Source organism: Burkholderia crassaminum, from assembly GCF_964265005.1.
Taxonomy (GTDB): Bacteria; Pseudomonadota; Gammaproteobacteria; order Burkholderiales; family Burkholderiaceae; genus Burkholderia.
On record NZ_OZ183800.1, the window covers coordinates 1,669,635 to 1,690,542 of the forward strand.

Annotated in this window: 17 protein-coding genes; 11 read left to right on the forward strand and 6 right to left on the reverse strand. The window is 58.5% G+C overall.

Annotated features, from left to right (window positions below; translation table 11 throughout):
• The first annotated feature begins 177 nt into the window (after positions 1-177).
• A complete protein-coding gene (locus ACPTTF_RS24555) occupies positions 178-984 on the forward strand; it encodes a type 1 glutamine amidotransferase domain-containing protein (protein ID WP_126369778.1) in 807 nt (268 codons plus the stop codon).
• Positions 985-1,131: 147 nt separating this feature from the next.
• On the forward strand, positions 1,132-2,130 hold the full coding sequence (locus ACPTTF_RS24560) for an alpha/beta fold hydrolase (protein WP_423368580.1): 999 nt from the start codon (positions 1,132-1,134) through the stop codon (positions 2,128-2,130).
• 154 nt (positions 2,131-2,284) lie between these two features.
• Here ACPTTF_RS24560 and ACPTTF_RS24565 read toward each other — a convergent pair whose 3' ends face one another.
• The 5 genes from ACPTTF_RS24565 to ACPTTF_RS24585 form a co-directional block, all read right to left on the reverse strand.
• Positions 2,285-3,316, reverse strand: coding sequence for an NAD(P)H-quinone oxidoreductase (locus ACPTTF_RS24565; RefSeq protein ID WP_423368581.1), 1,032 nt, complete (start codon positions 3,314-3,316; stop codon positions 2,285-2,287).
• 237 nt (positions 3,317-3,553) lie between these two features.
• Positions 3,554-4,540, reverse strand: coding sequence for a porphobilinogen synthase (hemB, locus tag ACPTTF_RS24570; RefSeq protein ID WP_423368582.1), 987 nt, complete (start codon positions 4,538-4,540; stop codon positions 3,554-3,556).
• A gap of 73 nt (positions 4,541-4,613) precedes the next feature.
• Complete coding sequence (locus tag ACPTTF_RS24575) at positions 4,614-5,852, reverse strand: NADH:flavin oxidoreductase/NADH oxidase family protein (RefSeq protein ID WP_126369784.1); 1,239 nt, start codon at positions 5,850-5,852, stop codon at positions 4,614-4,616.
• Between the two features lie 289 nt (positions 5,853-6,141).
• Positions 6,142-8,352, reverse strand: a complete 2,211-nt coding sequence (katG, locus tag ACPTTF_RS24580) for a catalase/peroxidase HPI (protein WP_423368583.1) — start codon at positions 8,350-8,352, stop codon at positions 6,142-6,144.
• Positions 8,353-8,546: 194 nt separating this feature from the next.
• Complete coding sequence (locus ACPTTF_RS24585; RefSeq protein WP_423368584.1) at positions 8,547-9,377, reverse strand: alpha/beta fold hydrolase; 831 nt, start codon at positions 9,375-9,377, stop codon at positions 8,547-8,549.
• Between the two features lie 343 nt (positions 9,378-9,720).
• On the opposite strand from ACPTTF_RS24585, the gene ACPTTF_RS24590 reads away from it, so the two are divergent.
• The 3 genes from ACPTTF_RS24590 to ACPTTF_RS24600 all read left to right on the forward strand — a co-directional run bounded on the left by ACPTTF_RS24590 (position 9,721) and on the right by ACPTTF_RS24600 (position 11,862).
• Positions 9,721-10,170: a MerR family transcriptional regulator gene (locus ACPTTF_RS24590; RefSeq protein WP_423368585.1), complete on the forward strand. Its 450-nt coding sequence runs from the start codon at positions 9,721-9,723 to the stop codon at positions 10,168-10,170.
• Positions 10,171-10,483: 313 nt separating this feature from the next.
• Positions 10,484-11,392 (forward strand): acetoacetate decarboxylase, encoded by a 909-nt coding sequence (locus tag ACPTTF_RS24595; protein WP_126369791.1) that lies wholly within the window; start codon positions 10,484-10,486, stop codon positions 11,390-11,392.
• The gene (locus tag ACPTTF_RS24600; RefSeq protein WP_126369793.1) at positions 11,389-11,862 is read left to right on the forward strand and encodes a MerR family transcriptional regulator; all 474 of its coding nucleotides are present in this window, start codon (positions 11,389-11,391) and stop codon (positions 11,860-11,862) included. Before ACPTTF_RS24595 ends, ACPTTF_RS24600 begins: the two co-directional genes overlap by 4 nt.
• A 37-nt stretch (positions 11,863-11,899) precedes the next feature.
• Here ACPTTF_RS24600 and ACPTTF_RS24605 read toward each other — a convergent pair whose 3' ends face one another.
• Positions 11,900-12,583, reverse strand: coding sequence for a type 1 glutamine amidotransferase domain-containing protein (locus tag ACPTTF_RS24605; protein ID WP_423368586.1), 684 nt, complete (start codon positions 12,581-12,583; stop codon positions 11,900-11,902).
• 641 nt (positions 12,584-13,224) lie between these two features.
• Between ACPTTF_RS24605 and ACPTTF_RS24610 the strand changes: the two genes are divergently transcribed.
• From ACPTTF_RS24610 to accC, 6 genes are all read left to right on the forward strand, one after another.
• On the forward strand, positions 13,225-13,923 hold the full coding sequence (locus ACPTTF_RS24610) for a GntR family transcriptional regulator (RefSeq protein WP_423368587.1): 699 nt from the start codon (positions 13,225-13,227) through the stop codon (positions 13,921-13,923).
• Positions 13,924-15,214: 1,291 nt separating this feature from the next.
• Positions 15,215-16,153, forward strand: a complete 939-nt coding sequence (locus tag ACPTTF_RS24615) for a LysR family transcriptional regulator (RefSeq protein WP_423368588.1) — start codon at positions 15,215-15,217, stop codon at positions 16,151-16,153.
• A 114-nt stretch (positions 16,154-16,267) separates the two neighbouring features.
• Positions 16,268-16,639 (forward strand): BON domain-containing protein, encoded by a 372-nt coding sequence (locus ACPTTF_RS24620; RefSeq protein ID WP_423368589.1) that lies wholly within the window; start codon positions 16,268-16,270, stop codon positions 16,637-16,639.
• Positions 16,640-17,371: 732 nt separating this feature from the next.
• Positions 17,372-18,841 carry a pyruvate carboxylase subunit B gene (locus ACPTTF_RS24625; protein WP_423368590.1) on the forward strand — a complete coding sequence of 490 codons (1,470 nt, stop codon included), beginning with the start codon at positions 17,372-17,374 and terminating at the stop codon, positions 18,839-18,841.
• Positions 18,842-18,870: 29 nt separating this feature from the next.
• Positions 18,871-19,404 (forward strand): acetyl-CoA carboxylase biotin carboxyl carrier protein, encoded by a 534-nt coding sequence (accB, locus tag ACPTTF_RS24630; RefSeq protein ID WP_423368591.1) that lies wholly within the window; start codon positions 18,871-18,873, stop codon positions 19,402-19,404.
• 10 nt (positions 19,405-19,414) lie between these two features.
• Complete coding sequence (gene accC, locus ACPTTF_RS24635) at positions 19,415-20,794, forward strand: acetyl-CoA carboxylase biotin carboxylase subunit (protein WP_423368592.1); 1,380 nt, start codon at positions 19,415-19,417, stop codon at positions 20,792-20,794.
• The last annotated feature ends 114 nt before the right edge of the window (positions 20,795-20,908 follow it).

Sequence of the window (20,908 nt, forward strand, 5' to 3'; positions counted from 1 at the left end):
TCTCAAGCCAGCGACATCCTCATCGACGCAGATCTGCGACGTCAAAACTGCGCTTGACATTCAACTTAACTTCAATCCTAGGATTTCGTCAGTGACGTTTCGCGCCGTTGTTATGTGTGCGCTGCCCGGGTTAACTGGTGTTGTGAAACAGCACCGACTCATATGAGGAATTAGGAAATGTTCAAGCGTTGGTTCACCAGGCACTGGCTACTGGCCATCGTCGTCTCAATGTTGACTGGCGGATACGCCTACGCAGCAGACTCTGGAGGGAGCGAGGGTGCTGCGCAGCCGGGTAGCAAGATTCTGGTCGTGATGACCAATCACGCCAAGTATCCATCTCGATCGGATACGACCGGGCTTTGGTTCACTGAACTGACGCACTTCTACGACGTCGCCCAGGCAGCCGGACTGCAGATGGATTTTGCGAGCCCGGCAGGCGGCGAAGTTCCGATTGACCAGCGCAGCCTGAAGTCTTTCTACCTGGACGATTCGGCACGCGCACATTTGGCAGATCCCGCTTTCATGGCGCGATTGAAGGCAACGTTGCCGGCCGCCTCCGTTACCCCGTCCAACTACAAGGCGATCTACTTCACCGGCGGGCACGGAACGTTGTGGGACTTTGCGGATAGCGCGGCATTGAAGTCCGTCAGCGAGCAGATCTATCGCCAAGGCGGCATTGTCTCGGCGGTTTGTCACGGGGTCTCCGCACTATTGCCGCTGCAGGATGAGGCGGGGAAGTCGCTCGTCGATGGCGTACCTGTCACGGGCTTCTCCGATATGGAAGAAACGCTATCCGGTATGAAGTCCCAGGTGCCCTTCTTTTTGCAGGATTCGCTTGTAAGTCGTGGTGCTCTCTACAAGAAGGCGTTTCTTCCCTTTACGTCTTATGTCGTGAGTTCTGATCGGATCATTACCGGGCAGAACCCGCAATCGAGCAAGGAAATTGCTGAGGCGGTGGTCAAGCGACTGAACGAGATGAATTGATCGGCAGCCGATAGGGGCAGGTCAAGCAGCAGAACGGGGCGCGTTGTCGATGAGTCCGCGCAACTGGGGTACGGAGAGCGCGATCGTTCGCGGTCCGAGTATCGCGTGGTCCGATGTAACCGCTTTCGATTACCAAAGGAGGCTGTCATGAGCGGTAAGGAAGAAGTCGACGTCGTCAACCAATCACGTCGTGAACTGATGCTCGGGGCCGGTGCGGTAGCCGCTGCTTCGATGGCGTTGCCTTTATTTTCTTCGACCGGTGCGGCGAGCGCTGCGACAACCAAGCATCCGTTCTATCCATCGATGGGAGACCCGGATCGGGGTAACAAGATCGCGACGAAGGATGGTGTCGAGATTTTCTACAAAGACTGGGGAAAAGGTCAGCCGATTGTCTTCAGTCATGGTTGGCCCTTGTCCGCGGATGACTGGGACGCTCAAATGCTGTTCTTCGTCGAGCACGGATATCGAGTGATTGCCCATGATCGACGTGGGCATGGACGATCGACGCAAACAGCCGATGGCAATGATATGCATCACTACGCCGCCGACCTTGCGGCCTTGACCGAGGCGCTCGATATCAGAAATGCCATCCACATCGGGCACTCGACCGGGGGAGGGGAAGTCGCTGCCTACGTGGCGCGTCATGGCATGAAACGGACTTCAAAGATCGTTCTGGTCAGCGCAGTGCCGCCGGTCATGGTGAAGAGCGAGCGCAACCCCGGCGGAACGCCGATTGAAGTCTTCGACGGCTTCAGGAGGCAGCTTGCCGCCAACCGGGCGCAGTTCTACCTCGATGTTCCGTCGGGCCCGTTTTACGGCTTCAACCGGACGGGCGCGAAGGTGTCCGAAGGCGTCATCCGTAATTGGTGGCGTCAGGGCATGATGGGCGGAATGAAGGCTCAGTACGACTGCATCAAGGCTTTCTCGGAAACGGATTTCACCGAAGACTTGAAGAAGATCACGCAACCAGCGCTGGTCCTGCATGGCGATGACGACCAGGTCGTGCCATACAAGGATGCCGGCGTGCTGTCCGCAAAGCTGCTCAAGAACGCGGCGCTGAAGATCTACCCGGGCTATCCGCACGGGATGCTGACGACCAATGCGGATGTCATCAATGCGGACATTCTGAAGTTCATCAAGAGCTGAAGTTTGAGGCGGCCTCTCCAGCGAGAGGCCGCCTTTCCTCGCGTCAACTCCCTTCAGTTTGCGACTCCAGTGAAACGGCCTTTGGAACTCGGGCCGTCGTCGCGTTGCCACATGGCAACGCGATTCCGATATCGACCCGATCTGTCGATTGGGTTCACTCTGCCGGGAGCGCGTCGGTGGTGAGAACGATCTTGCCGATGTGCACGCCGGAATCGATCAACTCGTGAGCTTCGCGTGCGTCCTTCAACGGGAATGTCTTATAAACCTGGGGTTTGACCATTCCGGCCTCGATCAACGGCCAGACATGCATCTCCAGTTCACGAATGATTTCCGCTTTCTCGTTGGGCGTTCGGGAGCGCAGCGTCGAACCGATGTGCGTTAGGCGTTTCGTCATCATTGGCCACAGATCAAGCTCTTTGGCGGGGCCCTTCAATACACTCACCTGCAGGATGCGGGCGTTCATTGCAGCGATCTTGTAGTTACGTGCGACGTAATCGCCCGCGATGATGTCGAGAATGACGTCGACGCCGTTTCCATTCGTGAACTCGTTGACCTTTTCGACGAAATCCTCGTCCCGGTAATTGATTGCGTGATTGGCCCCGAGGCGCAGGCTGGCCTCGCGATGAGGCTCCGACCCGACGGTGGTCATGACCTTTGATGCACCGAATGCCTTGGCAAGCATTGTCGCCGTGGTACCGATACCTGAAGCGCCACCATGGATGAGAACCGACTCGCCGGCTTGTAGTTTGCCGCGCTGAAAAAGATTGAGCCAGACCGTCATGAACGTTTCCGGCATTGCTGCGGCTTCGACGACGCCAAGTCCTTTCGGGAGAAGCATGGTGACCCGGTGGTCGGCCACGGCATACTCCGCATAACCACCACCGGTAACAAGTGCGCACACGACATCGCCGCTCTTGAAGCGCTTCACGGCGCTCCCCACGTCGATGACCTCGCCCGCGATCTCGAGGCCCGGGATGTCTGAAGCACCCGGCGGCGGATTGTAGAAACCTTTGCGCTGGAAGACATCGGGACCGTTGACGCCAGCGGCGTGAACGCGGATCAGGATCTGTTCGTCAGTGGGGCGCGGCACCGGACGTTGGGTTGGAACGAGTACCTCGGGACCGCCGGGATGGACGATTTCGATCGCGGTCATTTCGGTGGGAGGTGTGAAAGCGTCAGTAGACATTGCATTCCTCGGAAGGATATGGAGTGATTGCACGTATCGAGTAGAAGGCCGCGCGTCGCAACGTCGAGCGGAAATACCCGTGCGCGGATGAGGTCGCACCGCCTTCTACTTCAATTCGGGTATCCGGTTGCATTGGGAGCTGAAGAAAAGAAAAGCCGCAGTTCCTTGGATAGTTGGGTTGCGCTGCCTCGTAGCTGATGGGCAATGCAACCGACTCGCGCAGTATTGTGTTTCCGGTCAGAAGCCTTGCTGTGCAATGTCAGATGCGAAATACGTCAGGATCAGGTCGGCACCGGCCCGCTTGATGGCCCCGAGGCTTTCGCGGACCACCTTGGCTTCGTCGATCGCGCCGGCTTGCGCCGCGAACTTGATCATCGCGTACTCACCGCTGACCTGATAGGACGCAAGCGGCAAGCGCGATGCGTTGCGAATATCGCGGATCAGGTCGAGATTCATGCCGGCCGGTTTGACCATCAACATGTCGGCGCCTTCGGCTTCGTCGAGCAGCGACTCGCGAAGCGCTTCGCGCCGGTTCATCGGATCCATCTGATAGGTCTTTCGGTCGCCATTCAGAGACGATCCACCGGCTTCGCGGAAAGGGCCATAGAGCGCTGACGCGATCTTTGTCGAATACGACAGGATCGACGTATCCTGAAACCCGGCAGCGTCGAGCGCACTACGGATCGCAATGACCTGACCATCCATGGCTGCCGAAGGCGCAATGAAATCGGCGCCTGCACGAGCCGCCTGAACCGCCTGTCGGCCGAGATTCGTGAGCGTCGTGTCGTTGTCGACCGTATGATCGTGCAGCACACCGCAGTGACCGTGGTCGGTGTATTCGCAGAAACAGGTGTCGGACATGACGATCATCTCCGGAGCCGTATCCTTGCACGCGCGAACCATACGCGTAACTAGGCCATCTTCGTGCCAGGTATCGCTACCAACCTCATCCTTGTGGTGCGATATGCCGAACGTCATGACGGCGCGAATACCGAGATTCGCATAGCGTTCAATTTCGTAGGGCAGCTTGTTTTCCGGAATGCGCAAGACTCCCGGCATGCTGGTGATCGCGACGTAATCGTCAATTCCCTCGTCGACGAAAATCGGGAGAACAAGGTCGTCCAAGTTGACTTCGGTTTCGCGGATCAACGCGCGAAGCGCAGCGTTTCTACGCATGCGCCGTGGTCTTGCAGCGGGGAAGGAGGGGGGCATATGCTGGTCCATTCTGTAATCGATTCCTGGTGAAGCGAGGAGCAACGTGCATGGGGGGCATGCTGGCGCGCCCCCCGGATACTGACTACCGAGCACTCACCCGTCGCGAAACCCAGCGTCGGTACTGACGGATTTGGAACAGATTGGTCACCTGCTGCAGGATCAGTGCACGCAACGGCGATACCTTCGGGTTGGTTGTTTTTCCCGCACTGAGTTTTCGCAACTGAAACTTGACGGTGGCCATGTTGGCGAGGGACGCCAGTGGCTTGTTCTTCCACGTGATCGGCGACAATGCTGGCGCATTGCTTTTGCCAAGACGCCAATCACGTGGCAAATTCGGGTCGATCGCCAGCGCGGTACCGATGCCGACCATGTCCACCCCGCGCTTGATCACCTGCTCGGCGACCAGCCTGCGGCGAATGCCACCTGTCACCATCACGGGCATCTTCGCCACTTTCTGAATGTCACGGGCGAACTCGACAAAGTACGCTTCGCGGGCAAGCGTTCTGCCGTCACGCGCATCGCCTTGCATGGCGGGTGCTTCATAGCTCCCGCCCGACAGTTCGACGAGATCGACGGACAGTTCGTTGAGTCGCTTCACCACCTGCCGGGCATCGCTGGCGCTGAAGCCGCCGCGCTGGAAGTCCGCGGAATTGAGTTTGACCGCCACCGCGAATCCGGGCGACACCATGGCGCGTACCGCCTTGACGATCTCGATGAGCAGGCGCGCCCGGTTCTCCAGCGAACCTCCCCATTCATCCGTTCTGCGATTCGCGAGCGGCGAAAGAAACTGGCTCAGCAGGTAACCGTGAGCCGCATGGATCTCCACGCCAGTGAACCCGGCTTGCTCCGCGAGCCGCGCGGTGCGGGCAAAACGCTGGATTACGTCGTGAATGATCTGCGGCGTCATCGCACCCGGCGTATCGAAATGCTTCGACATCTTGCCCAGGTCGAGCGCAATAGCCGAAGGCGCCCACGTCTGTTGGCCGAGATTCGCGGGCATCTGGCGACCGGGGTGATTGATTTGCAACCAGAATTGCGCGCCTTTGGATCGACCGATTTTCGCCCAGCGCCGAAACTTGTCGAGTTGCGTGTCGTCTTCCAGCACCACGCCGCCTGCGTCCGTCATCGCTCGACTGTCAACCATCACGTTGCCGCTGATGAGTAGCCCGGTACCTCCGTCAGCCCACGCCTGGTAAAGGCGCATCAGTTTTTCGGACGGCGCGTGTTCCGCGTCGGCCATGTTCTCTTCCATTGCGGCCTTGGCAATGCGGTTCGGAATGATCGAACCATTGGGCAGGGTCAGCTTGTCGAACACGTTCATGGGAACTACCTCATTTGATCGTGTTTCGACTTTAAGGTTAAAGTGAAGTTGAATGTCAATACACTTTTTGACTGGACAGAACCGACGACTGCATGCCGGCCCGACTCCGGGCCGGAAGCAACACCTTGATTCAGAAGAGCGACATTGCCGGGTTGTACCTTCGCGTACGAACTTCACGGCCAGGCACTTGCCATGTCGGGCCGAGCAGCGATAGTCATCGCCCCGGATGCGAGCGGACAGGCCAGTTGCCCCCGGCAGTCCGCTCGCATCGATGTACTACCGCTATTTGTCAGGCGAGATCGAATCGATCGAGATTCATCACCTTGACCCAGGCCGCAACGAAGTCACGAATGAACTTCGCCTCGCCGTCTGCGCTCGCATAGACTTCCGACAACGCCCGCAGCACGGCATTCGAACCAAACACCAGATCCACACGCGTGCCGGTCCACTTCAGTTCACCGGTCTGACGGTCACGCCCTTCAAATGTGTCGTCACCGGTGATCGGCTTCCATTCGGTGGCCATGTCGAGCAGGTTGCGATAGAAATCGACGGACAGCGTTTCGGGGTGGTCGGTGAAAACACCGTGTTTCTCGTCGCCGGTGTGGACGTTCAAGACGCGCAGCCCACCGACGAGCGCCGTCATCTCGGGGGCGGTCAGCGTCAGCAATTGCGCCTTGTCGATCAGCAGCGCTTCGGCAGGCACGGCGAATTTGCCCTTGACGAAGTTACGGAAACCGTCTGCGACCGGCTCGAGCACGGCGAAGGAATGCGCATCGGTCTGTTCCTGCGAGGCGTCCATACGGCCGGGCGCGAACGGCACAACCACGTCGTGGCCAGCGCGCTTCGCCGCCTGCTCGATGCCGGCACTGCCGGCCAGTACGATCAGATCGGCCAGCGAGATCTTCTTGCCGCCAGGCTGCGTGCTGTTGAACTCGCCCTGAATGCGCTCGAGAACCTTCAGAACCTTGGACAGTTGTGCGGGCTCATTGGCGGGCCAGTCCTTCTGCGGCGCGAGGCGGATGCGTGCGCCGTTGGCGCCGCCACGCTTGTCCGAGCCGCGGAATGTCGACGCCGAGGCCCATGCGGTGGACACGAGGTCGGCCACCGAAAGCCCCGAGGTCAGGATCTTCGCCTTGAGCGCTGCAACGTCAGTGTCGTCGACGAGCGCGTGATCGACGGCGGGAATCGGGTCCTGCCAGATCAGTTCCTCGGTCGGTACGTCCGGTCCGAGGTAGCGGGCGCGCGGTCCCATGTCGCGGTGCGTGAGCTTGAACCACGCGCGCGCGAACGCGTCGGCGAACACGTCGGGGTTGTCCATGAAGTGGCGCGAGATCTTCTCGTACACGGGGTCGAAGCGCAGCGAGAGATCCGTGGTCAGCATCGTGGGCAGCAGCTTTTTCGACGGATCGTGTGCGTGCGGGATCGTCGGTTGGGCGTTTTTCGCCACCCACTGGTGAGCGCCCGCGGGGCTTTTCGTGAGCTCCCATTCGTAGCCGAAAAGGTTCTTGAAAAAGCCCATGCCCCACTGCGTGGGCGTGTCGCTCCACGTGACTTCGAGGCCGCTCGTGATCGTATCCGCGCCTTTGCCGGTGCCGAAGCTGTTCTTCCAGCCGAGCCCTTGCTGCTCGAGACCTGCCGCTTCGGGTTCGGGACCGACGTTGTCGGCCGGGCCCGCGCCGTGCGTCTTGCCGAAGGCATGACCACCGGCAATCAGCGCCACGGTTTCTTCATCGTTCATCGCCATGCGTCCGAAAACCTCGCGGATGTCGTACGCCGCTGCGACAGGATCGGGATTGCCGTCCGGACCTTCAGGATTCACGTAAATGAGGCCCATCTGTACCGCGGCAAGCGGATTCTCGAGGTTGCGCCCGGAATCGCTACCGTGTTGCGGTTCGCAGGCACCGCCCTTGCCGTAGCGCATGTCGCCGCCGAGCCAGGTCTTCTCGCTGCCCCAGTACACGTCGCGATCCGGCTCCCACGTATCTTCGCGGCCACCGGCGTAGCCGAAGGTCTTGAATCCCATCGTAGTGAGCGCAACGTCGCCGGTGAGAATCAGCAGATCGGCCCACGAGATCTTCTGGCCATACTTCTGCTTGATCGGCCACAGCAGGCGCCGGGCCTTGTCGAGGCTCACGTTGTCCGGCCAGCTGTTGAGCGGCGCGAAGCGCTGCTGGCCGCGCCCGGCGCCGCCGCGGCCGTCACCCATGCGGTAGGTGCCGGCACTGTGCCACGCCATCCGCACGAACAACGGGCCGTAGTGGCCGAAGTCCGCTGGCCACCAGTCCTGCGAGTCGGTCATCAGGGCGGTCAAATCCTTTCTGAGCGCAGCGAGGTCAAGGCTGTGGAAGGCTTCGGCATAGTTGAAGCCAGGGTCGAGCGGGTCGGTTTTGCTCGAGTGCTGGCTGAGCAGATCCAGTCGCAACTCCTTCGGCCACCAGTCGCGATTGGTCGTGCCGCCGCCGGCAGCGTGATTGAACGGGCACTGCCCTTCGTTCGACATAAGCACCTCTGTGTGAGGACGTGAGGGTTCGACGCCGTGCACGGAGGACTCGCCGGGGACAACCATCCCGTGTGCGGCGCGCCGTGCAAACGGACGCTTGAACAATGTGTGGGTGTTTCTCGGGGAGGCAGCATGCCTCCCCGGAAGGGGGCGGGCGGGTGCCGGGAGTCTGTCTCTCCCGGCACTCGTCGCGATTACCCTCGCACGAACGCGAGCAGATCGGCGTTGATCGTTTCGGCGTTGGACGTGGGCATGCCGTGCGGGAAGCCCTTGTAGAGCTTCAGCGTGCTATTCCTGGCCAGCTTCGCCGACAGGACGCCAGCATCCTCATAAGGAACGATCTGGTCATCCTCGCCGTGCATCACGAGCACCGGAATCGTGGTGCTTTTCAGGTCCTCGGTGAAGTCGGTCTGCGAGAATGCGACGATGCCGTCGTAATGCGCCTTGGCGCTACCCATCATGCCTTGGCGCCACCAGTTCCAGATCACGCCTTGCGACGGCTTCGAGCCTTCGCGGTTGTAGCCGTAGAACGGGCCGGCCGGCACGTCATAGTAGAACTGCGCGCGGTTCGCTGCGAGCTGCGCCTGGAGGTCGTCGAACACGGCCTTCGGCAGGCCGCCGGGGTTTTTGTCGGTCTTGACCATCAGCGGCGGCACGGCGCTGATCAGCACGGCCTTCGACACACGGTCTTCGCCATGACGAGCGACGTAGTGGATGACTTCGCCGCCGCCGGTGGAGTGGCCGACATGAACTGCGCCTTGCACGCCGAGGTGGTTGACCACCGCCGCCACGTCATCGGCATAGTGGTCCATGTCATGACCGTCCCACACCTGGCTGGAGCGTCCGTGACCGCGGCGGTCATGCGCGATGACCCGGTACCCGTGCGAGAGGAAAAAGAGCATCTGGGCGTCCCAGTCGTCCGCACTGAGCGGCCAACCGTGATGGAAGAAGATGACCTGCGCGTCGCGCGGCCCCCAGTCCTTGTAGAAGATCTGAACGCCATCTTTCGTTGTGACGTATCCCATGATCAGCACTCCTTTTCAATATTCAAGTTGACAACCAGTGACGTGTACGGCGATCGTTGCTGCTCGGTAACGGGCGACTCCTTTCATAATGGTGACAAACGAGAGACGGCAACGTGACTATGGAGCAGGCATCCAGCCACGTTGCCGTCGATGCGCAGGCCGGCGTCACCATTTGCTCGGGCCTGGGTGAGACAACGCTCTCCTTTTATTGAGACAATATGAGATGCGCGGTCGGCCGTGATGCGGCCGCGTACGCAGAAATCCATCGTGCTGCGCCATGTAGTCATGGACCAACTTTAGGATTAAAGTCAACGTTAATGTCAATAGTTTTTTGGGGTGTGGCGTGAGAATCGGAGAGTTGGCGAAGCGCAGTGGTCTGACGGCCTCACGTATTCGTTTCTATGAGGCAGAGGGCTTGATCAGGGTGGTGGAGCGCCAAGCGAATGGCTATCGGGAGTATCCCCCGGAGGCGGAAATTCTCCTGGGGTTGATCTCGATCGCGCAGCAGGCCGGGTTTACGCTCGAGCAGATTCGGCAGCTGCTGCCGGTCGGTCCGGGCGCATGGGATCACCGCGCATTGCTGGACGCACTCAAGCAGAAGGTGGATGAGATCGATAGCATTCGCAAGCGTCTCGACCATACCCGGGCCCAGCTTGTCGTCGCGATCGAGAGTATCGAGGGCAGGCCGGACGGAATTGAATGTGTCGACAATAAGAAGCGCGTGCTGGACCGTCTCCGGGAAGCAGGAATTGCGCCGGATCTAGGCAAACTCGATGGTACCCCCACCGGCTGATCCCCGCGCCTGCCGAGAAAGCGCGCCATGCGGCAAGCGTGCTTGCCTTCCAGAGCTTCGATGAGGATATCCGCTCCAGATCCGTCAGTGGCTTGACCAACCGCCGCGCCTGCCCCCCGTTGTCCGATTCGGTTCGGGATTCGCATGAGTCAGTGGCCGCAGCATAGACCAATCGTATCGATTCATTCCGATTCGTTGCGAAGTGCTTGACCTTAAAGTCATATTCAATCTTAGAGTGATTGTTGCCGGCTGTTAATCGGTATGCCTCTCGAGGCCCGCCTGCCGGTTCAATCACCGAGAAAGGTCAACGAATATGGATAAGCGGTTCACACAGGTCGAGTTTGGGGAGCACAAGGTCGAGGTCCCTGCCGGCGGTTACTACGACCGTTACCGGATGAACCCGGACCTCGACGAAGTGGCGCGAGATCCTGCCGCAGGGAATATCGACTTTTTTCGCAGGATTCCGAAGCGACTCGTCACGTCCACAGTCGGTCCGACGTGGGCGCCGAACTTCTACTACCGCTCCAGTAACGTTCAGCTGCTGTTCCTGGCGCCTGCCGATCGATTGCGTGCAATGTTGCCGTCGCCTCTCGAGCCACTGCACGCGTATCCGGGCCATGGACTGGTGGCGTTGACCTTCTTCTCGTATTCCGTTTGCGATAACGACCCCTACGACGAAGTTTCCGTGGCGGTGGTGATCCGCCGGCCGGGGGCGCGGGGGCCCCATGCTCCGGAACTGCTCGCTTCCATGCGACGCCGCAGCTTCCACGCGCATGTTCTTGCGCTGCCGGTGACCACGGAAATCGCGCGAGTGCGCGGACTGTACGGATATCAGTTGCCGAAATGGCGCACGGAGATCGGCGTGAACATCGGCGCCGACGTAAATGCCAGCATCGCCGGTCCCGGCGGCAAGCCGGACCTGACCCTGCGTGCGCCGCTTCCCGTGTTGCGCAATGTCCCGTCCCAGTCGCATATGGCAACGGCAACCATGATCAACCGGATCGACGGCGAGTGGCACCAGACACTGGTGCAGACCAACATGCTGTCGTTCGCGCAGCGCCTCTTTCCGCGGGACATCGAACTGTCGCGGCGCGGCGGGCCGTTGAGTCAGCTGCTTGACGGACTCGGGGCGTCCACCGTGCTTCGCATGGACGTAGTCAAGGACGCGCAGCTGGTTCTGAACATGCCGACCCGGTTGGACACTTTCGCACCCAGGACATGAAGATAGGGGATCTGGCGGAGCGCACCGGCCTGACGCCGTCGCGCATCCGCTTCTATGAACGCATCGGCCTGTTGACGGCCGTCGAGCGGCAACCCAACGGCTATCGGATCTATTCGCCGGATGCCGTGGTGGTGCTCGGCCTGGTCGCGACAGCGCAAAAGGCCGGCTTCAGCCTGGACGAGATCCGGATGTTGCTGCCGCCCGACCTTGTGCAGTGGCAGCGCGGTGCGCTGCTCGAAGCGCTCCGTCACAAGGTGCGGGATATCGAGGTCATGCAGGTCAAGCTGGCGCAGAACAGGGTGCATCTCGTCTCGTTGATAGCCGAGATCGAGGCCAAGCCCGACGAGATCGATTGCACCGCCAATGCAACGCGCCTGTTGTCGCAAATGCAGTCGAGGGAACTGGACAGCGCGGCCCGAACGAAGGGCGCCGGCAAGGCCGGACGCCGCCGACCGAACGGGAAAGGCTAGGCGAGGATGCCTGCTGGCGTTCCGGGCCTGCTTGCTGTTACAGGAAAGTCGCAACCTGCTCGGCCGTTGCTTTGGCGGATTGGGGATTCTGCCCTGTTACCAAGCGGCCATCAGTAACGACTTTCGAGGTGAATGGCAGCAACGCTTTTTCGTAAAGTGCGCCGCGCTGCACCATCTCTTCCTCGGCGTTGTAGGGCACCTTCTTCGCGACGCCCGCCAGCACCTCTTCCACCCATGAGTAGCCAGTGAGGCGGCGGCCGGCGACGAGCAGGGTGCCGTCGGTGAGTCTCGTATTCAGCAAGCCGCAGTAGCCATGGCACACGGACGACACGATCCCGCCGCGCTCGTAGATGTCTCGAGTGAGCCGTTGCAGCCCTGCATCGTCGGGAAAGTCCCACATGACGGCGTGCCCGCCCGTGAAATAGATCGCATCGAAATCCGCCGGATCGACCTGATCGGGGCGTGCCGTGGTCGCCAAAAGCTTCTGGCGATCCTTGTCGTTCAGCCATTCCTTTACCGAGGCGTCAGCGAGCGGCCATTTCAGCGAGCGGGGCTCCAGCGGGGACTCGCCACCCTTGGGGCTGACGAGGCGCTGGTCGTACCCATGTTCGGCGAAGACGTGCCAGGCATGGGTCAGTTCCGACAACCACAGGCCCGTCGGCTCGGATTGATCCGCATAGTTGGCGACATTGCTGACGACGTGAAGTATGCGTTTGGTCATGTTGGATACCCCTTCATTGGTCACGAGCGACAGCCGTGGACGTCGCCCATTGCCTGGCGGCACAAACTTGCCTATGGGCTCGAAGCGCCAGCCATGGCAAACCATAACCTTCAGGTTAAGTCCATGGTCAAGCTCTTTTTGCGTTCCTTCTGTTGAGCAGGGCTTCGTGCGGACTACATCATTCGACGGTATCGACAGTGGCTCCTGGTCAAGCGGTACGATCCGCTCGGAACACTCCGCGGGGATCGGCCTTCTACATGGCCCCCGATCTACCATGCATCGTACGCGGTGGCAGGTGAAGCGATCGAGCGTGTTTTTTTCGGCCGGTCACCGCTTTTGTGCCAGCCTGCCAACTCAATAGATCAACCCGGCGCTGCTGCACATCATTGCTGACGTCGTCAGGATTTCGGCCCCGATCGAACGATGATCGAGGCTATAATCGGACGTATCTGCATCGATATTTGGCCCATGAAAGAGTCCATGACGCCGGCCTGGATCAACCATCCTGGGGCACCTGGGAATTTCGACCTGCTGATTTCGAGTTATAAATTGCGGCGCGGAACGGGTGCGAGAGGTGTTTTGTTGATATGAAATCTGATAATTTCTTCGAATTATACCGGGCTCGGGTATCCGAAAACCCGGTGAAACACGAATATTTGAAAGAAGTCCTGGTTGCCGCGATTGAAGGGGGGTATTGGCAGGACGGGGACAAATTTCCTACCGAGCAGGAAATGGCGGAAGCCGTGCCTTTCAGCCTTGGCACGATTCAAAAAGCGGTTGGCTCTTTGGTTAGCGAAGGCTTCGTCCAGAGAAAGAGGGGATCGGGGACATTTATCATCCCTAGGGAGAAGCGCTTGGGAGAGCCGTGGATCTACCAAGTGCTTTCGTCTGACGGAACCAGGTTCATTCCAATGACGAGTACCGTGTTGCGTCGGATTCAGGTCGAATCAGATGCGCCGTGGGCACGCTGGTTGTCTGGCGATGCCAGCGATTGTGTAATTGTCCGCCTCGATAGAAAAATCGATGCTGAAGAGTATTCATTCATCAGCCAGTATTTTACTGATGTCACCCGCTTTCCATATTTCATGAACGTTTCGCTGGATGATCTCCGAAGCGAAAATTTCGTGAAACTTACCAAGAACATATATAAAGTATCCGCATCTAAGGTGGTTCACACGGTGAGGACGATTGTACTTCCTAAAAATATCGCAGGTGATCTCGATGTTTCTAACAGAACGTATGGGACTCATGTCGAGATAATGGGCAGTACGTCTACCGGGCAGCCCATTTTCTACCAGCAATTGTATTTGCCGGCGGGCGGGCCGCGCTTATATATTTGAGTTCGATTGGCGGGCGTAGCATTATTATATGCTGGCGAGACGGTCGAGGTACCCGGCCTTCTGACATCCGCATCTACCTTTCCTCCATACTTTTCAAATCTCATTTCCCAGTTCGTCCGTCCATCTTGCTACGCTCAGGAGGGCGCCGCCGAGCGGTTTCATCGCAGCAGTACGCACGTCGATGCATTTCCGCAAGCCCAGTCTGCTCATGAGGGGGTGGTGACGAAACTTCGGCGCAGGCCGGTTACCCGCGGAACACGGGCCATCTGTCGGGCGCTGCATCAACGCCAACCTTCAGGTTATTTCGGCTCGTCTGCGATACACACATTGGACCTGGTTATGTCCGACAAAACGGGAAGGTGAATCGTTGCAGGGCGGTACCTTAAACGCTGCGCGATCCCGATGGCCCGCTATCGAATCCGTGAGTCCAGAAATGCATCATTCGTCGATGCATGCACGGATACGTCATCGCATGTCGTGCCAACAACTCAGCAAAGTGCCGCAAATACTATGTAGTAATAAAAATATCAAGGCCTGCCGATGTAGTGTTTCCACCTATATCTATCAAGTTGGATTGAGGTGGTAACTTTCCTGAAGGTACGAATGTAGGCGTGCGTTCCGAGCGAATCGACGGGTGCCGGTTACTTCGATCATTACTGTAGTGTATTGGTGTCTCATCCTGAATGAATAACAGCCCGCGTCGGCGCGGATGTCGTGCCCTCGGCGTCCATGAGAGGCGCAAGCCAGGGGGGGCGGCCTCGGACGGCGAAGATGCTGCCTTGGAATAGGGACGTATGCTCGACAGAAAAATCGGATCTTCTGATCGAGTGATCGAGGAGTGGTAATTGATTGCGAGCGACGGAGAGGCAGTCAGATCACAGGCTGCCGTTCTGGCAAACAGGCAGGATGCCGAAGTATGGCGATGGTTTTGCCGGATGTATGAAGAAGGTCGATTGATATGGCGTGTTTCCGGGATCCACTGGTTCGTATCTGTCGATCAAAAGCACCTGGCAACAGATTGTGACTTTGACGGCGCAATAAGGTCCGCGCGTCAACGCCATGAGGCGATGCGTCGGAAATCCCGTCGAATGAAGGGCAAGCCTACCGCGCCGCCTGAATACCTGATCTCGATAGGAATGGGGCGGATCAAGTCGCGCGCGTGACAAGGCGGGAGAGCGCTCGTATGCGCTCCGGCCGAGTGCGAGGAATAACGTCGGAATCGAAATGCGCGATGAATTGCCGGCCGCTTGTTCATGTCCGGTGCGGAGATCGTGATTGACGACGGATCAAAATGGACATGCTTGAAAACATGCGGACATTTGTGCGAGTTGTCCAGGCCGGTAGCTTTACTGCGGTAGCCAGGCAAACCAATGTTGCTATCGCACAGGTGTCGAGAGCGGTATCCGGTCTCGAGGAGTACACGCAAATCCGCTTGCTGCACCGAACGACCCGGAGAATCGCATTGACCGATAGTGGGCGGCGATACTTTGAACGCTTGTTGTCGATCCTCGGTGATGTCGACCAGGCTAACGCCGAGGCCCGAAATGCGTTGGTTCAGCCCTACGGGCGCCTTCGAGTGCATACGATGCCGGGGCTCGGCCAGAGTCACGTAGTCGAATCGATCGTTGCGTATCAGGCAGCTTTTCCGGAGGTCGCGGTTACCGTCACATACTCGCAGCGGATACCGAACCTGGTGGAAGAGGGGTATGACGTTTCGATTGTCGCCGCATCGAGTCTCCCGGATTCTACGTACGTAGCGCATAGCTACGGAGAAAGCCATAGCGTTTTGGTTGCGTCGAAAGCCTACCTCGCGCGGCGAGGCATCCCGTCGAAACCGGCTGATCTTGCAGATCACACCTGCTTGTGCCTCGATACCCTCGAGGGACCGAGCAACGAATGGCTGCTTCACGGGGCGGGTGGTCAGGTCGTAACACATTCGATTCTTTCGGCACCGTTTCAGGCGAATTCACCCGAAGCGATGACGATTGCATTGAAGGCGGGTTTGGGCATTGGGCCGTTGGCGATGTACTCGGTGGCCGAGGATCTGAGAGGCGGGCGTCTGGTACGAGTGTTGCCGGAATATCGGCTCGCAATGCTGAGCATTTACGCAATGTACCCGTCAAGACAGTTCGTGGACGCGAAGGTTAAAACGTTTCTCGATTCTTTGCGCATGACGCTCTCGCCAGCGCTGAAGACGAGTGAAGATGCACTGAGCTTGACCGATATGTAGGCAGCCGGTTGTCGCGCAGGGGGTACGTATGCAATCGGTCAGCAGTATCGAACGTCTGACATGGACGTTCGTCAACCCGTAGTTTTTTCATTTGTCGTTGTCGAGGAGAGAGTGATGAAGACGTATCGCATGACTATCGTTGCAAGCATGTTCGCATTGTGTTCCGCAATGAGCTATGCGCAATCCAGCGCGCCTGAAGCACAAGCAACCGCGCCGGCGGCGACGTCGCCGAAGGCGGTCAAGAAGGCCGATCGAATCGCGAACCGGGCATTCGCGAAAAAGGTTCGTCAGGCGATCGTGAAAAATTCCGGGGCCGGCAACCAGCAGGTTGTCGTGTTCGCCAACGCAAAAACGGGAGCAGTCACGCTGGCCGGGCAGATCACGGACGAGTCACAAGACAAGGCCGCAGTGGATGCAGCCCGTCAGGTACCGGGCGTGACGTCGGTGACCAGCAAGCTTCAGTTGCATCTGGAAGGCGGGCAGTGACGCAGAGAGCGGGATTCGCTGGCGAATGACATGTATCCCTCCGGGAGAAGAAACCTGGGGGGGATACGTGCACTGAACGTACGACAACTCGACGTGCAAATCGTGAGAATCCGCGTATGCCGGCGATGCGAGAGCCTTTCGGTGAGGCGACATGCAAGGTATCGACCTCCATCTGATTCGGCGTCCGTTGCGCAATTCTCCCAGGGCGACCGCGGCCGGCTTGCGCGAAAACAGCGAGCACGGGCCGCCCCTTCGAACACAACCAATGCGCTGAGAGGCGCGCCCCTGTCAGTGAAGCGCGCGATTACGCAGTGCCTTCGGATCCGAGGCAGTACTTGTTTGACGGTACCGAGCCGAATCCGGTTGCTTAACTCCTCATGATCGATGAGCCACGCCGTCTTGAACGAAAGACATGCGGCGAGAGATTCACGGAGCGCTTTGTTGGCGTGTTCCGAGCGTCGTAATGTCGATCTGTACTTCATCCATGTCCCGCTCATGCCCGTGCCTTGGCGACCACGCGATCGTCGGCAAGAAGCAATCCACGTTCACCTGGGTAAATATCAGTTACATCATAGTATTTGATGTGAAATAAAATTTCATTGACGTGGTATGTGATCTTGTATCGCTTAGTTAACGTCAAATTCAACGTTTCCATGAATCAGGGAAAACACTACCGATTGCCGTGATCGTGCGCTGTTACTATGTAGTAATTGGAGCAACCCGGAGGAAGCTATGGACGTGCAACGCAAGAAAATCGGCATCATCGACACCACGCTTCGTGATGCTCATCAGTGCCTTTGGGCAACGCGCATGAAGACCGCGCACATGCTTCCGGTCGCGGAAGCCATGGACAAGGCCGGCTTCGCTCAGATCGACCTCGTCGCCCCGATTCAATTCGACGTCAGCGTGCGCTATCTCAAGGAAGACCCCTGGGAGCGAGTGCGTTTGATGCGTAGCAAGGTCCAGCAAACGCCGCTTCGCTTTCTCGTTCGAAGCAAAAACCTGATGACGTTCGATACGCTGCCGGACGATATCCTGGAGCTTTGGGTCGAGCGGGCCGTGGCCAACGGTTTTCGCATCGTCGGCGCATTCGACGGGCTGAACGACGTCGAGAACATCCTGGCGTCCACGCGCGTCGCCAAACGCTTGGGGGTCACGACATTCGGCGCCTTGTCGTACTCGCTCAGCCCGGTCCATACGGACGAGCTGTACGTTAAAACCGCTCGCGAGCTTGTCCAAAGCAAAGCCATCGACGGGATCATGCTCAAGGACGCAGCTGGTCTTCTGACGGTGGATCGCATCCGAACGCTTGTTCCCGCGATCAAGCAGGTTATCGGCGATATGCCGCTGGAAATTCACAGCCACTGCCTTACCGGACTCGCACCGCTCGTGTATCTGGAAGCAGTGAAGTGCGGCGCGGATCTTCTGCATACCTCGATCGCACCACTGGCGAACGGTGCGGCTCAACCGGCCACGCAAAGCGTTTCGAGAAACTTGCGGTTGATGGGTTTCGACGTGCCAATTGACGACCTTACCGTCGATCATGTCGGTGAGCATTTCAGGCGTATCGCCGAAGCAGAAGGAAAACCTCTCGGCGAGGTACTGGAATACGACGCGTTTCATTACCAGCACCAAATGCCGGGCGGCATGCTGAGCAATTTCAAGTCGCAATTGGCCGAGGCTGGGCTTTCCGATCGGTTCGATCAACTGCTCGAGGAGGTCGCCAGAGTCCGTGAGGAACTGGGCTACCCGATCATGATCACGCCTTTCGCGCAACTGGTCGGGACTCAGGCGGTGCTCAACGTCGTTCACGGTGAACGGTATCGTGTCGTGCCGAACGAGATCAAGAAATATGCGTTGGGTTACTACGGGAAGCTTCTGGCACCCGTTGCGCCCGACGTGATCGATCGCATTGTGGAGAACGGCTCGAAGCAGATTGCATTGAAGCCGGTCGCGCCGGAGCCAGCGGTCGCCGCGCTTCGTAAAAAGTATCCGTCCGCATCGGACGATGAGCGACTTCTGCGCTATATGTTCGCCGGCTCCCAGGTTGACGAGATGCTTCGCGAGAAGGGATCGATGACCTACGAGTACCAGCATGAGCACTCCATCGTCGCCTTGCTCAAGAATCTTTCGCGCCGTCCCAAGATTGGTCGCGTGCACATTTCGCGTGGCGATTTTAAATTGGATATTTCGGGATCCTGATATATCTAAAGTAACTCAAGGAAAATGACATGAGCGATAAACAACTTACTTACGAAGACGTCAGGGAAATCATCAAGCTCGTTGAGGAAGCCGACAAGTTTGGCGAGTTCAGACTGCGGTACAACGACATCGAAATTTCCTTGAGCAAGACCGTTCCGCTTTCGAACGTTGCCGCCCAAGCACAATCGTCGGCGTTCGGCGCGGAACCTGCGGTCGTGCTCGTCGAGCCGACACGGCAAGCTGCAATCGAAGTCCCCGCAGCGGTTTCGAAAGCGGTATCGCCCACCGCCTCCAGTGCTCGCAGCGAATGGCCTGCTCATTTCGTCACGGTACGCGCGCCAATGGTCGGGACGTTTTATTGCGCACCGGAACCTGGCGCAAAACCCTTCGTATCCGTCGGAGATGCAGTTGCTGCGCATGACACGGTGTGCATCATCGAAGTGATGAAGTTGATGAACGCACTTTCCGCGGAGGCGGGGGGCGTCGTTCGGGAAATCCTGGTCTCCGACGGTGACACGGTCGAATACGGGCAGCCGCTCATCGTGATTGAACCTGCGAGCTGAGAGGGCACAAATGAGTTCGAAGATCAAGCGCCTGCTGATTGCAAATCGAGGCGAAATTGCCGTTCGTGTCATACGAGCGTGTCGGGAGTTGGGCATTGAAACCGTTCAGGTTTTCTCCGAAGCCGACAGAGACTCGCTCGCAGTTCGCATGGCGGACCGTGCAGTGTGTATCGGTGGCCCCAAACCGCAAGAGAGCTACTTGAACCCGCAGCGCATACTCGCGGCGGCATCGGCCCTTGATGTCGATGCGATTCACCCTGGATATGGATTTCTCTCGGAGAACGCGGATTTTGCCGATCTCGTCGAGGCGGAGGGCTTCATTTTCGTGGGGCCGACCGGCGCCTCGATTCGCGCGATGGGCGACAAGGCAATGGCGCGGAAACTCGCCGAGGAGGCCGGTGTGCCGACCACTCCAGGTTCCAAGGGCATCGTAACCGACGCCGCGGAAGCAGCGACGATCGCCGAAAAGATCGGTTATCCCGTGCTGTTGAAGGCCTCGGCGGGTGGGGGCGGTCGCGGAATGCGCGTCGTCAACGATGCGTCGATGATCGAGAAGGCTTTTCTCGAGGCGTCGCGTGAAGCCACCGTTGCGTTCGGTAATGGCGCGATGTACCTGGAAAAGTTTCTGACCGATATTCGACATATCGAGATTCAGGTGCTTGGGGATGGTCAAAACGTCCTGCATCTCGGCGAGCGCGACTGTTCCACGCAACGTCGAAATCAGAAGCTTGTCGAGGAAAGTCCGTCTCCGGTACTAAGCGCAGCACTGCGCGCGAAGATTGGCGATGCCGCAGTCAGCTTGTGCAAGCACGTGCAATATCGAAGTGCGGGCACGATCGAGTGCATCCTCGATCCGGCGTCGCAAAGCTTCTATTTCATGGAGATGAACACGCGGATCCAGGTCGAGCACCCTGTCACTGAAATGGTGTCCGGAATTGACCTCGTCAAGGCTCAGATTCGCATCGCGTCCGGCGAGCGTATCGAACACCTCCAGGCCGAGGTGCGGCTGACTGGTCACGCCATCGAATGTCGGATCAATGCCGAAGACCCTGCACAGGATTTCCAGCCCAAGCCCGGAAAAATCCAGCGGTATGCTCCGCCCGGTGGCATCGGTGTTCGGATGGATAGTCATCTCTTCTCCGGCTACGTCGTACCGCCATATTACGACTCGCTCTTGGGCAAGGTCATCTGTTGGGGGGAAACCAGAGCGGAAGCGATTGCACGGATGCAGCGTGCGCTTCACGAACTGGAAATCGATGGTGTTCAAACGACTCGTGAATTCCACCTTCAGTTGATCGGCAGCGCCGACTTTGCAGAAGCCAAGATTCATACGCGATATATTCAGGATACGTACCTGAAAGAATTGGCGAAAGCGAAGGAAGCGAACTGATGCAGGCAGTGATGTCCTTTGATGGGGCATCACTGTATAAAATAAAAGTTAAATAACTCGAAATTTTCCAGAGAAATGGCCGATGGAGGGCGGTCGAATTGCGACTATCGAAAT